Origin of the sequence: Streptomyces chartreusis (assembly GCF_008704715.1) — a bacterium.
GTDB lineage: Bacteria > Actinomycetota > Actinomycetes > Streptomycetales > Streptomycetaceae > Streptomyces > Streptomyces chartreusis.
In genome coordinates, this window is the sequence record NZ_CP023689.1 from 6814673 (window position 1) to 6827623 (window position 12951).

12 protein-coding genes are annotated in these 12951 nt (G+C 70.1%); 7 read left to right on the top strand and 5 right to left on the bottom strand.

The features are described from left to right. Positions 1 to 84: 84 nt before the first annotated feature. From arfA to CP983_RS29960, 3 genes are all read left to right on the top strand, one after another. Positions 85 to 1599, top strand: coding sequence for an arabinosylfuranosidase ArfA (gene arfA, locus CP983_RS29950; RefSeq protein WP_150502987.1), 1515 nt, complete (start codon positions 85 to 87; stop codon positions 1597 to 1599). Between the two features lie 91 nt (positions 1600 to 1690). Then, positions 1691 to 2575 carry a sulfite exporter TauE/SafE family protein gene (locus tag CP983_RS29955; protein ID WP_150502989.1) on the top strand — a complete coding sequence of 295 codons (885 nt, stop codon included), beginning with the start codon at positions 1691 to 1693 and terminating at the stop codon, positions 2573 to 2575. A 489-nt stretch (positions 2576 to 3064) separates the two neighbouring features. Beyond that, the gene (locus CP983_RS29960; RefSeq protein ID WP_107906756.1) at positions 3065 to 3724 is read left to right on the top strand and encodes a DUF4360 domain-containing protein; all 660 of its coding nucleotides are present in this window, start codon (positions 3065 to 3067) and stop codon (positions 3722 to 3724) included. A 65-nt stretch (positions 3725 to 3789) separates the two neighbouring features. On the opposite strand, the gene CP983_RS29965 is transcribed toward CP983_RS29960, so the two are convergent. Then, the gene (locus tag CP983_RS29965) at positions 3790 to 4548 is read right to left on the bottom strand and encodes an intradiol ring-cleavage dioxygenase (RefSeq protein WP_107906757.1); all 759 of its coding nucleotides are present in this window, start codon (positions 4546 to 4548) and stop codon (positions 3790 to 3792) included. A gap of 101 nt (positions 4549 to 4649) precedes the next feature. Further along, a complete protein-coding gene (locus CP983_RS29970; protein WP_150502991.1) occupies positions 4650 to 5612 on the bottom strand; it encodes an alpha/beta hydrolase family protein in 963 nt (320 codons plus the stop codon). A 174-nt stretch (positions 5613 to 5786) separates the two neighbouring features. Here CP983_RS29970 and CP983_RS29975 point away from each other — a divergent pair, with 174 nt between their 5' ends. Continuing rightward, positions 5787 to 6377 carry a TetR/AcrR family transcriptional regulator gene (locus CP983_RS29975; RefSeq protein WP_150502993.1) on the top strand — a complete coding sequence of 197 codons (591 nt, stop codon included), beginning with the start codon at positions 5787 to 5789 and terminating at the stop codon, positions 6375 to 6377. 27 nt (positions 6378 to 6404) lie between these two features. On the opposite strand, the gene CP983_RS29980 is transcribed toward CP983_RS29975, so the two are convergent. Then, positions 6405 to 8429, bottom strand: a complete 2025-nt coding sequence (locus CP983_RS29980; protein ID WP_167537778.1) for a dynamin family protein — start codon at positions 8427 to 8429, stop codon at positions 6405 to 6407. 223 nt (positions 8430 to 8652) lie between these two features. Here CP983_RS29980 and CP983_RS29985 point away from each other — a divergent pair, with 223 nt between their 5' ends. The 3 genes from CP983_RS29985 to CP983_RS45320 are packed head-to-tail and all read left to right on the top strand — an operon-like array spanning position 8653 to position 9808. Then, positions 8653 to 9621 (top strand): arabinan endo-1,5-alpha-L-arabinosidase, encoded by a 969-nt coding sequence (locus tag CP983_RS29985; RefSeq protein ID WP_150502997.1) that lies wholly within the window; start codon positions 8653 to 8655, stop codon positions 9619 to 9621. After that, complete coding sequence (locus tag CP983_RS44115) at positions 9603 to 9770, top strand: hypothetical protein (protein WP_167537779.1); 168 nt, start codon at positions 9603 to 9605, stop codon at positions 9768 to 9770. Before CP983_RS29985 ends, CP983_RS44115 begins: the two co-directional genes overlap by 19 nt. Then, positions 9749 to 9808 carry a hypothetical protein gene (locus tag CP983_RS45320; RefSeq protein ID WP_483025213.1) on the top strand — a complete coding sequence of 20 codons (60 nt, stop codon included), beginning with the start codon at positions 9749 to 9751 and terminating at the stop codon, positions 9806 to 9808. The genes CP983_RS44115 and CP983_RS45320 overlap by 22 nt, the downstream gene beginning before the upstream one ends. Positions 9809 to 9898: 90 nt before the next feature. On the opposite strand, the gene CP983_RS29995 is transcribed toward CP983_RS45320, so the two are convergent. Both CP983_RS29995 and CP983_RS30000 read right to left on the bottom strand, forming a co-directional pair. After that, complete coding sequence (locus CP983_RS29995) at positions 9899 to 11539, bottom strand: pyridoxal phosphate-dependent aminotransferase (RefSeq protein WP_150503001.1); 1641 nt, start codon at positions 11537 to 11539, stop codon at positions 9899 to 9901. A gap of 204 nt (positions 11540 to 11743) precedes the next feature. Continuing rightward, on the bottom strand, positions 11744 to 12889 hold the full coding sequence (locus CP983_RS30000) for an aldose epimerase family protein (protein ID WP_150503003.1): 1146 nt from the start codon (positions 12887 to 12889) through the stop codon (positions 11744 to 11746). Positions 12890 to 12951 lie beyond the last annotated feature (62 nt).

Here is a 12951-nt window from a genome sequence, read left to right on the forward strand (position 1 = left end):
CAGGGGCGCGGGGAACTGCGCGACCGGCCACACACGACCCGCAGCCGCCCACGAAACAGGAACCACCCACCCCGAAAGGCGACCATGCACACCGCCCGCTTCACCCTCGACCCCGCCTTCGTCGTCGGCGAGGTCAACCCCCGCCTCTTCGGCAGCTTCGTCGAACACCTCGGCCGCTGCGTCTACACCGGCATCTTCGAACCCGGCCACCCCACGGCCGACGACAAGGGCCTGCGCCAGGACGTCCTCGACCTCGTCCGCGAACTCGGTGTCACGGCCGTGCGCTACCCCGGCGGCAACTTCGTGTCGGGCTACAAGTGGGAGGACTCCGTCGGCCCCGCCGAGGAACGCCCCCGCCGCCTCGACCTCGCCTGGCACTCGACGGAGTCCAACCGCTTCGGCCTCTCCGAGTACATCGACTTCCTGCGCAAGATCGGCCCGCAGGCCGAGCCCATGATGGCCGTCAACCTCGGCACCCGCGGCGTCGCCGAAGCCCTCGAACTCCAGGAGTACGCCAACCACCCCGAGGGCACCGCCCTGTCCGACCTGCGTGTCGCCCACGGGGACAAGGACCCCTTCGGCATCCGGCTGTGGTGCCTGGGCAACGAGATGGACGGCCCCTGGCAGACCGGCCACAAGACGGCGGAGGAGTACGGCCGCGTCGCCGCCGAGACCGCCCGCGCCATGCGCCAGATCGACCCGCGCGTCGAACTCGTCGCCTGCGGCTCCTCGAGCCAGTCCATGCCGACCTTCGCCGAGTGGGAGGCGACGGTCCTGGAGGAGACGTACGACCTCGTCGACCACATCTCGCTGCACGCCTACTACTGGCCCGAGAACGGCGACATCGACTCCTTCCTCGCGTCCGCCGTGGACATGGAGTCCTTCATCGACAACGTCGTCGCCACCGCCGACCACGTGGGCGCCCGGCTGAAGTCGAAGAAGCGGATCAACCTCTCCTTCGACGAGTGGAACGTCTGGTACCTGCCCGAGTGGGAGGCGCACGCCAAGACCTTCGAGCAGCACGACTGGCCGGAGGCCCCGCGCCTGCTGGAGGACAACTACAGCGTCACCGACGCCGTCGTCTTCGGCTCGCTCCTCATCGCCCTGCTGCGCCACGCCGACCGCGTCACCGTCGCCTGCCTCGCGCAGCTCGTGAACGTCATCGCCCCGATCATGACCGAACCGGGCGGCCCCGCCTGGCGGCAGACGACGTTCTTCCCCTTCGCGCAGGCCGCCGCGCACGGCCGCGGCCGGGTCCTCGACGTCCGGGTCGACTCCCCGACCTACGAGACGAAGAAGTACGGCGAGGCCGACCTGCTGCACGCCACCGCCGTGCGCGCCGACGACGGCTCGGTCACCGTCTTCGCCGTCAACCGCAGCCGCACCGAGGCCCTGCCCCTCGACGTCACCCTGAACGGCCTCGACGTCACGCGCGTCGTCGAGCACAGCGCCCTCGCGGACGCCGATCCGGACGCCCGCAACACCGTCGACGACCCCGAGCGGGTCGCCCCGCACCGGGTCGAGGGCACGGCGCTGAAGGACGGACGGCTCACCGCCGTACTGGAACCGCTGTCGTGGAATGTGATCCGGCTGGGCTGACCGAGCCACCTGAGAAATCCTCATGGGGCCCCAAGACTGCGCTCAGCTTCCCTAAGGCTGCGCTCAGCTCGGGGCCCTACCGTCACCCCTCATGCGCACGCTGATCCTGCTCGCCCTCGCGGGCCTCGGTGCCCAGCTCGTGGACGGCAGCCTCGGCATGGCCTACGGGGTGACCTCGACCACGCTGCTGCTGGCCCTGGGCACCAATCCCGCCGCCGCCTCCGCGACCGTCCATCTCGCCGAGATCGGCACGACCCTGATGTCCGGGGCCGCGCACTGGCGCTTCGGCAACGTCGACTGGAAGGTCGTCACGCGGATCGGGGTGCCGGGCGCGGTGGGCGCGTTCCTCGGGGCGACGGTGCTGTCCCGGCTGTCGACCGGGGTCGCGAAGCCGGTGATGTCCCTGATCCTGCTCGGGCTCGGCGTGTACGTCATGGCCCGGTTCACCTTCCGGGGCCTGCCGGAGGACCGCCTCGGCAAGCCGCTCAGGCGCCGGTTCCTGGCTCCGCTCGGGCTGCTCGCCGGCTTCCTGGACGCCACCGGGGGAGGGGGCTGGGGGCCGGTCGGCACACCGGCGCTGCTGGCCGGCGGCCGGATGGAACCCCGCAGGGTGATCGGTTCCATCGACACCAGCGAGTTCCTGGTGGCGGTCGCCGCCAGCCTCGGGTTCCTGTTCTCGCTGGGCTCCCAGGGCATCGACGTCGTATGGGTCGCCGCGTTCCTGCTGGGCGGACTGGTGGCCGCGCCGATCGCCGCGTGGCTGGTGCGGCTGCTGCCGCCGCGGGTGCTGGGCTCCGCGGTCGGCGGAGTGATCGTCGTGACCAACGCCCGCACCCTGCTGCCGAACGACATGCTCTACGTCGCCCTGTACGGGCTGTGGGCCGCCGCCCTGGCGTACTCGGTACGCGCCCATCTGAGGGAACGGAGGGCGGCCGGAACCGAGCCCGTGGACGAACGGCAGCCCGTCGGAACCTGACCGATCCGGGCAGTGCGGCACCGGCACCCGCTGTCAAGGTCGCCTTGTGGCCGTCCGCCACCGTGTCACCACGTGCCGTGAGGACCGGCGGACCGCAGGGCCCGCCCCGTCGCCGCAGCACAGCTGCCGGATGTGAATGACCTCGCGCCCTGTGTACGAGCCATCGGTGACCGCCACGTCCGTGTGCACTCGCACACGAAAGTGCGCCGTGCGGGCGGTGAGCCCTGCGATTCGCGTCATGTGGGGGGAGTTGCGAGCGTTGCCGGTGACGGATGGGTGTGCTGGTGCGAACGGCTCAATAGCGCGCAGCTCAACTGCGGTGTAAATGGCCGGAGTTGGCCCCTGTCGGCCACATCCGTGGCTCCTACGATGCGGTACGCCTTCGACCTTCACAGGAACCTCACTGTTTCTTCAAAGATTCAACGAAGACTCGGCGGGGCCGAAAGGGGTCGGGGGCGCAGCCACCCCCCATTCCCCGAGGAGAGATCCATGGCACGTGGACTCCTGAGATTTCTGCTGAGCGGCGCCTCGCTGGCCGCTCTTCTCGTCGCTGCGCTGCCCGCGCAGGCGTCGCCGGCGTTCGAGGACCCGCCGCCGGACAAGATCGTCATCAAGGTCGCCACGGTGAACGGCTCCGGCTGCCCCCAGGGCACCACGGCGGTCGCCGTCTCCGAGGACAACACCGCGTTCACGGTGACGTACAGCGACTACCTCGCCCAGGTCGGCGGCAACTCCGACCCCACGGCGTTCCGTAAGAACTGCCAGCTCAGCCTGGTCGTGCACGTCCCCGGTGGCTTCACCTACGCCATCGCCAGCGCCGACTACCGCGGCTTCGCCGCCCTGCAGTCCGGCTCGAACGCCATGCAGAGAGCGTCGTACTACTTCCAGGGCTCGCCGAGCACGCAGTTCCGCAGCCACCCGTTCAGCGGCCCCCTCAACGACAACTGGCAGGCCACCGACGAGACCGACTGGGCCCAACTGGTCTGGGCGCCCTGCGGGGTTCAGCGCAACTTCAACATCAACACCGAGCTGCGGGTGAACCTCGGTTCGTCCTCGCCGAGCAAGGTCAGCTTCATGACCATGGACTCGACCGACGGCGACATCAGCACGGTGTACCACCTCGCCTGGAAGCAGTGCCCGGGCAAGTAGTGCGCACATAGGGCCGCGCCCGCCGGAAGTGGCGGGCGCGGCCCGGTCGCAGGGGTCGGGTTCGGCTAGCTCTCCACGCCCAGGGTCAGCGTCCCCGCGTAGCCGGCGGAGGTCGAGCTGCCGAGCGCGGTCAGGGTCAGCAGGCCGGACGCGGCGCCTCCGTCGTCGTAGATGCCGTCCTGGGCGAGGGTGGTGCGCGGGACGGTGTTGGCTGCGTAGGCGGCCAGGGCCGCGACCCGCGTGGTGATCGTCTCGCTGAAGAAGAGCTGGCCGGTGTGGAGTTCCTGGCCGCCGGTGAACGAGCCGTCGGCGGTGAGCGTGACGTCGGTGTGCACCTTGACGTGGATGTGGACGCAGCGGCCGCGGTACCAGCCGGGGTACACGGTCGTGATGCGGGCGACGCCGTCCGGGCCGGTGAGCACGCCGCCGCGCAGGAAGGTGCCGTTGTCGGGCTCGTCGTGGCCGTTGTTGCCGACGAAGCCGGAGTACTCGCCGAGCGCGTCGCAGTGCCAGATCTCCACCAGGGCCTTGTTCAGGGGCGCGCAGGTGCTGTCGTCGACGACGGTGAGGGTGAGCTCCAGCGGGATGCCGGTCTTGTCCTCGCTCACGTCGGCGCGGACGAGCTGTCCGTCGAGGTAGTAGGGGCCTTCGGTCATCTCCTTCGTGAGGGTGCAGACGGCCGCGGCGGCGACGGGTGCCTGGGCGGCTGTGGGGGCTTCGGGCGCTGCGGCGCCCACGGTCAGTGCCGCGGCCGTGGCGCCGGTGGCGATCAGTACGGTGCGGCGTCCGATCGCGGTGGGGGGTGCCTTCGAGGTGTCTGTCATGGACACGGCACCGTAGAAAGCGTTGCTGTTGATGGGCTGTCAGTTGGGCAAAGTGAGTGCCCGTCAAGTTCCTTGCCGGTCTTTCGGCGGGACCGTCCCGGCTACTTGGACTCCACCCGTCCGACGGCGTCCGGGCCGGTCGTCAGCGCGTCGCTCGTCGTGCGCCAGGCGTCGTCGGCGGGGTCGAACCGGGTGCGGAGGTAGGCCGGGACGAGGCGGCCGAGGGCGGCCACGAGCGCGGGGTTCTCGTCGGTGGTCTCGGCGGCGTCGTAGCCGGCGATGCCGCCGAGGCCGTGCTCGGCGCCGAACAGGGTGAGCAGGGTCTTGGGGCCGGGCGCGAGGGTGTAGGGGTCGGTGTGCCACTCCGGCCCGGCGTCCGTGAAGTGCCGGGATTCGTCCTTGTCGCCGGCGACGACCAGGGCGGCGGTGGTCATGGTGGAGAAGTCGGACGAGTGGACGAACGAGATGGCCTCCGCCATCGGGCCGTTCAGGACGTCGCCGCCGCCCCTGCCGGGCGCCGCGAGCAGCACGCCCGCGGTGATGCGGGGTTCGAGCAGGTCCACCGCTTCCCCCGTGTCGGGGTCGGAGTTGCGGGCGCCCAGCAGGAGGCCGGCGGTGTGGCCGCCGAGCGAGTGTCCGGCGACGGCGACCCGGGTGCGGTCCACGCGTCCGGCGAGCTGCGGCACTGCGGCCTCGATCGCGTCGAACCGGTCGAGCAAGTGCGTCATGTCCTCGGCGCGGGCCCGCCAGAAGAAGGGCGCCCCGGGGGCGTCGGTGACCAGGTGGCTCAGGGTCCTGGAGCTGAGATGGGTGGGCTGGACGACGACGAAGCCCTGCGCGGCCCAGCGGTCGGTGAGCGGCGCGTAGCCGTGCAGCGAGGAGAGGTGGTTCGAGGGGCCGTGCCCGTGCGAGAGAAGGATGACGGGCAGGTCGCCGCCGGTCGCGGGGGCGGTGACGCGCAGGTGCAGATCGACGGGGCGGCCGGGGATCGGCAGCACCACCGGGCCGTACGACATCACGGGTACCGGCGGGTCGGTGACGGTGCTCTGGGTGGATGCGGACATGACGCGATTCCCTTCTGGGGTCCTGGCCGCACCTCGGCCGCTGCGGGCGGAAGGCGGGCAGGGGCGGGCAGGGTGGTAGGAAGCGCACGGCTCGACTAACCTGAACCGGAACGCTGCTCCATTTAGTATCCGGAGCGCTGTTCCGTTTTGTCAACGGCGCCGGAGGAATGCCTGATGTCCACCGAGAATCCGGCCGGGAAGACGCCGGCCCGAACCAAGCGGGCCGACGCGCAGCGCAACCAGCAGACGCTGCTCGCCGCGGCCGCCGAGGTCTTCGTCACCTCGGGCGTCGACGCGCCGATCCGCCAGATCGCGGCCAGGGCGGGCGTCGGGATGGGCACGATCTACCGCCACTTCCCGACCCGGGCGGACCTCGTGACCGCCGTCTACCGCCATCAGATCGAGGAGTGCGCCGAGGCCGGCCCGCGGCTGCTGGCCGCCGCCGACTCCCCGTTCACCGCACTGCGCGAGTGGATCGACCTCTTCGTCGACTTCCTGGTCACCAAGCACGGCCTCGCGGGCGTGCTGCACTCCGACAGCGCGGGCTTCGAGACCCTGCACACCTACTTCCTCGACCGCCTGCTCCCCGTCTGCACCGACCTGCTTCAAGCCGCCGCCCACGCCGGCGAGATCCGCTCCGACATCGAGGCCTACGAACTCATGCGCGCCGTCGGCAACCTCTGCATCGGCGCGGACAACGACCCCCGCTACGACGCCCGCCGACTGGTGGAACTCCTCATCACGGGGCTGCGCGGGCCGGTCTGACGGGTCGGTGCGTGATGCGGTGAGCCGTCAGACCGTCCGGTTGCGGTCGAGCAGGTCCTGCACGTCGGCGGCGATGGCACGGCCCTGCTCCTCGACCGGCGTCAGGCGCCTGACGATCTCGCGGCTGCCTTCGGTGTCCTCGGCGCGCATCCGTTGCACTATCTCGTCCAGCGTCGCGCGCAGCCGGGCCCGGTGCCGGTGGTGGTACTCCGCGGCCGCGTCGATCACGCGCCGGCCGTCGCTCCGCACCATCTCCTCGAAGCCGGTGCGGGCCTCCTTGGCCTGCTCGTCGATCATGTCCTTGCGTTCCTGACGGGCCTGCTGGATCTTGGACTCCCGCTCCCGGAGGAAGTCCGTGATCCTGGCGATACCGATGGCGGCGAGGACGGCCGCTCCCACCGGTACCGCGATGGTGGCGAGACTGAGGCTCGTCGTCAGCCAGACCGCGCCGCCGGCGAGCGGGCTCGCGACACCGAGCACGTTGGCCGCGTCCTGGACCACGCCGTACGCCCGCCAGGGGTTGTCCCCGTCGTTCGCCACCGGGATGGAGTCGAGGTCGAGCGGCTCGGGTCCGACCAGCCGGGACCCGGTGTCCTCGCCGAACAGGGACCGCAGGAACAGCCGGGCGCTGTCGTCGAGTGCCGCGCGTTCGCGCTCCCAGAGCGTGCCCGGTCCGTCGGGGCCCGTCATCCACTCGTTGAAGAGCTGGACGTGACGGACGCCGATCTCGTTCACGTGCTCGGCGCTCAGGTTGCCGGCGTCGATCAAGCCGTCCAGCCCCCGGTGCAGTTCGCTCGCCAGACCGTTGAACGGCCGCTGGGTCTTGCGGATCCTGCGGTCGAGTTCGTCGTTCAGCTCCGTCAGCATCCGCTGCAGGGACTCGTCCATGCCTTCCAGCTCCTGCCGGAGGCCGTCCCGCTGGACCTCCAGCTGGTCCACGGCCACCCGGTGGGCATCCAGCACATCGGCGATGGTCCGCCGTCTGCGCCGTACGACCCAGCCCGCCTCGTCCCCGATCAGCTTCAGATGCTTGTGCCCGGCGCCGGACTCCAGCAGGCCCTGGAGGCGGTCGCGCAGTTCCCCCATCCGGCCACGCCTGCGAAGCGCGCTGCCGTCCCTGCCCTTGCCCTCCTCGAACTCCGCCTGGGCCTCCAGGGCCGCCGACACGGGAAGGAAGCCCTCCCCGATGAACCGCTCGGAGCTGGGGTAACGATCGCGCAGATACTGGTTGTTGGTCGCCAGTACGTTCTTCCAGGCCGCCTGGTTGTGCTCGCGCTGCGCCGCCCGGTCGATCCCGGAGAGGACCCACAGCACCCGCTTCCTGGCCGGTACGGCGTGCGAGTACAGATCGCGGATCAGGCGCAGTTCGTTCGAGGTGAGGGCCTCGGTGGCCTGGCTGACGTAGATGAAGCAGTCTGCCTCCTTCCAGGCCTCGTACATGATCTCGTCGCGCTCCTCGTCCTCGGACTCCGAGCCCGGCAGGTCGAAGAGCTTGATCGGCAGTCGCGCCTTGGAGATGAGGAGTTCGATCCGCTCGACGTGATCGTTGACGTGCTCCGAGCGGCGATCGGCCCTGTTGCCGTCCGCCGCCGCGTAGGCGGCCACTTCGGCGCGATGCAGATCCGTGCCGACCTCCACCCAGTCGGCCCGCCCCCTGAACTTGACCCGCAGCAGCCCCCGCCCGTACGCGTCGACGGTGGGGTCGTCCCCGACGGGGATGACCGTCGAGGGGCAGGCGGTGGTCGGACTCGCCGACGACGGCAGGATCCCGACGTATTCGTCCGACTGCTCGCCGTCCTCGTCGATGAACGGGAGGTATTCCAGGCCGCCTTGAAGGCCGCTGATGAGGAAGCTCTTGCCCGAGGACTGCCGTCCGAGGAGCGCCACCTTGAGCATGGTCGACAGGGCGCGGGTGCGCAGGGCCTCCATGCGCTCGACGTCCGAGCCCAGGTCGCGGGCGTCGGGGAGAAGCTCCGACACCTCGTCGACCGCCCGTAACCACCGTTCGCAGCGGACCAGCAGATGCTTCAGCTCGTCCTGTGCTTCCTCCAAGGGCATCATGCGTCCACAACTACCCCAGCGGGTCGAGCGCGGACCGGGAAACGACCGATGCTGTTCGGAATCCACACCTGCGTGCTACCTGGTTCACGCGCGGGGCATTGACGCGCAAGCGCTTCGATTCTACGGTCCCGTTCGAACTTGCGAGCACTGTTCGGTATGTCGACCAGACTGTCACCCCCACCGCTCTGTCACCCCCACCGCAAGGAGGACCCGCATGAGCCGCAAGCGCACCACCCTCCTCGCTCTTCCCGTCGCCGCGCTCCTCGCCCTGATCCCGTCCTCGGCGTCGGCCTATCCCAACCCCGGCCGGGTCACCGGGTCCGTCGTCACCCACGACCCGTCGATGATCCGCACCTCCTCCGGCCAGTACCTGCTGTACGCCACCGGCGGCGGCATCGCGAGCAAGACGTCGTCCGACCGCACCGCCTTCAGCGCGGGCGCCGACGCCTTCGGCAGCCGCCCCGGCTGGTGGTCGGCGTACTCCTCCGTCCCGGAGGCGTGGGCGCCGGACATCTCGTTCCACGGCGGCAAGTACCTGATGTACTACTCCGTCTCGAAGTTCGGCTCGAACACCTCCGCCATCGGCCTGGCGGGCTCCACGACCGGGCAGCCGGGCAGCTGGACCGACTACGGCACCGTCTACACCTCCGGCTCCTCAAGCGACTACAACGCCATCGACCCGAACCTCTTCGTCGACGACGACGGCAAGTGGTGGCTGTCCTTCGGCAGTTGGTGGACCGGGATCAAGATGATCCGGATCGACCCCGCCACCGGCAAACAGCTCTCCTCGAACACCACCCGCCACTCACTCGCCTCCCGCCCGACCGGCACCAAGGCCGTGGAGGCCCCCTTCGTCGTCAAGCGGGGCGGCTACTACTACCTCTTCGCCTCCTACGACACCTGCTGCGCCGGCACCAGCAGCACCTACAAGGTGAAGGTCGGCCGCGCCACGAGCGTCACCGGCCCGTACCGCGACCGCAACGGTGTCTCGATGCTCAACAACGGCGGGACGCCCGTGCTGGAGTCACACGGCAGCGTCATCGGCCCCGGCGGCCAGTCGATCATGAACGACGTCGACGGCGACCTGATCGTCTACCACTACTACGACGGCACCGACAACGGCACGCCCAAGCTGGGCATCAACCTTCTGAACTGGAGCAGCGGATGGCCGGTCGCCTACTGACCCTGCTCGCGGCACTGCTGCTCGCGCTGAGCCTCGGCCAGTCGTCCGCGAGCGCCGCCTCGTTCGGCAACCCCGTCAAGTCGTGGTCCTCGACACCGAGAACTGCTCCAGCACGGACGGCGCCGACCTGCGTCAGTGGTCGTGGCTGAACAACACCTGCCAACAGTGGCGTTTGATGCCGGTGTAGCTCAACGCCGCCAGGGGCGCGGGGAACTGCGCGACCAACCACGACGGCCCCGCAGTCGCCCACGCGCCACATCCCTACGGCGAGAGGGCGCTACCCGACCTGCCCCATCCCCGCCGCATTGGGCCAGCTCTGGCTGTTCGGCCACCCGGTCGCCGGCGCCGGAGTCAACCCCGGCCCTGTAGTACCGCGCACCTGCGCGGCCGTAAGCCCCCCACGCGCCGGCACTCCCGGCGGCGTGGGTCCGGCCGGCGGCACCACCGCCGCGGCGGGCGCCACGGGCGACGGGAACGACATCGGGGCAGGGGCGGGCGCGGGCGCGGGAGCGGGCGTCGCCACGGGAACCGGCGCCGGCATCGGCGCGGGCATGGGCGTCGGAGCGGGAGCCGGCGCAGGGGCCGCCGCGGCCGGGGCCACCGGAACCGGCGCAGGCATCGGCATGCCGCCCCCCTGCGGCACCGCCTGCGGCTGAGGCACCGCAGGCATCGGCGCCGCCATGGCCTGCGCGGCAAGACCCGGCACTCCCGCGCCGTTGGTGGAGCTGACCAACCGGTCCACGGCCGCCGTACCCGAGCTGTAGTTGGTCCCTGTACCCAGCTCGGGTACGGCGGCTCCCCTCCTGGACCCGTAGAGCACCTGCTCCAGGCCGGACACCAGGCGACGCACGTCCACCTGGGGGCGCACCACGAGTCGCAGGAAGCGGCTGGACGAACCGATCTTGTTGCCGCACTCGCGGACCAGGATCCGGTGCTCGGTGAGCAGCCGGTCGCGGACCACGGTGCCCTCGGCGCCCACGGGGAGGCGCACGAAGAGGAAGTTGCCCTGCGACGGGTAGACCGTCAGGCCGGGCAGCTGGGCCAGGTGGCTCGCCATGTCGAGGCGGTCGCGGCGCACCTGGTGCAGGCTCTGCGCGTACTCGGCGCCGTGATTCTTGAGCATGAACACCACGTGCTCGGCGAACGCGTTGAGGTTCCACTTCGGCAGCATCGAGCGGACCATGCCGGCCAGGGCCGGGTTGGCGACGAGGTAGCCGAAGCGGATGCCGTGCAGGCCGAAGTTCTTGCCGAGGCTGCGCAGCACGATCACGTTCGGGCGCAGCATCGCCTCCTGGACGACCGACGGCTCCTGCTCGGCGTCGGCGAACTCCAGGAAGGACTCGTCGATGATGACCAGGTCGAGGTCGGCCATGGCGTCCATGAACTGCACGAGCGCGTGCTTGTGAAGGTAGCCGCCGTCGGGGTTGTTGGGGTTGCAGATGACCGCCACCCGGGTCCCCCTGGCCCGGATGAACTCGGCGTACTGAGCGAGGTCCAGGGCGAAGCCGCTGGACTCCTGGAGCGGGAACATGTCGACCCGCTTGCCGGTCTCCATGGGCTGGTCGGTCCAGCGGCCGAACGTGGGGACGGGGATGGCGAGGGACTCCCGGACCATCAGGTGGTCGATCCAGGTGATCAGCTCCGTGGAGCCGTTGCCCATCGCCACGCACTGCGGCGGAAGCTGGAGCAGGCTGCACAGTTCGGCCGTGATCGTGTCGGCGCTGCTCGGGTAGTACGTGATGATGTCCCGCAGCCTGGCCCCCATGTCCTCGAACATCTCCGGCGTCGGGAAGTACGGGTTGCAGGGAATGCAGAAGTCGACCGGACCGGCCCCGTCGCCGCCCTCACGCGTCAGCGCCGCCATCGACGGGCTGTGTGCCGCGGTGCTGCGGAACAGCGAGGTGACGTTGTCGGCCATGGAACCTCCGTATGGGGCGGGCCCGGTGGGGACGACCGGGCCCGTCGTCTTTGGGTGGCCCGCGCGGGGGAGCACGGGCCGCCCTTACATACGGATACTGGGGTGGCGCTGTTCAACCACTGAGAAGTCGGTGAGAAGTTGTGCGCCACCTGTGAAGAACCGTCACAACGGACGGATCAGCCGGGCTCAGCGGCTGATCCGCACTCAGCGGCTGAACGAGTGGATCGTCGTCGACCGGTACGTCTGCCCCGGTCGCAGCACCGTCGACGGGAACGACGGCTTGTTCGGCGAGTCCGGGAAGTGCTGTGTCTCCAGGCACAGCGCGTCCCCTTGCCGGTAGGTGCGGCCGCCGGTGCCGACCAGGGTGCCGTCGAGGAAGTTGCCGGAGTAGAACTGCAGGCCCGGCTCGGTGGACGCCATCCGCAGGGTGCGGCCGAAGGAGGGGTCCTTCAGGGTCGCGATCCACTCGGGACGCGGCGAGATGCCCTTGTCGAGCACCCAGTTGTGGTCGATGCCCTTGCCGTACAGCAGCTGCTGGTGCGGCTCGCGCAGGTCCTCGCCTATGCGCTTGCTGCGGCGGAAGTCGAAGGGGGTGCCGGCGACGGGGGCCAGCTCACCGGTGGGGATGAGGCCCGAGTCGACGGGGGTGTAGCGGGAGGCGTCGATCTTCAGCTCGTGGTTCTCGATCGTGCCGCTGCCCTCGCCCGCGAGGTTCCAGTAGACGTGGCTGGTGAGGTTGACGACGGTGGCCTTGTCGGTGGTGGCCGCGTAGTCGATGCGCCAGTCGCCGTACTTGGTGAGGGTGTACGTCACCTTCACCTTGAGCGTGCCCGGGTAGCCCATCTCGCCGTCGACGGACGTGTAGTACAGGTGCAGGCCGACGTCGGAGCCCTTGGTGAACGGCTCGACGTCCCACACCCGCTTGTCGAAGCCCTTGGCACCGCCGTGCAGGCTGTTCGCGCCGTCGTTGACGTTGACCTGGTAGGCCTTGCCGTCGAGGGTGAACTGCCCCTTGCCGATCCGGTTGCCGTAGCGGCCGATCAGCGCGCCGAAGTACGGGCTCCCCGCGACGTAGTCCTCGATGTTGTCGAAGCCGAGGGAGACGTTGGCGTAGTGGCCGCGCCGGTCCGGGATCTCCAGGGACTGCACGACGCCGCCGTAGGAGAGGACCTTCATCCGCGTGCCGCCGTTGGCCAGCGACCAGCTGTACACCTTCGTGCCGTCGGCGAGCCTGCCGAAGAGCGACTTCACCGGCGTCCGGTCTCCCGTGGCGTGCGCGCTGCCGATGGTCGCGGCGGTGATCCCCGCCGCCGCGGCACCGGCGATGACCGTACGTCTGCTCATGTCCATGTGCGGCTCCTGTTCAGGAATTTGAAAGGGCCCCGCCGTTCCGGCGGGGCCCCTTGCGTGGA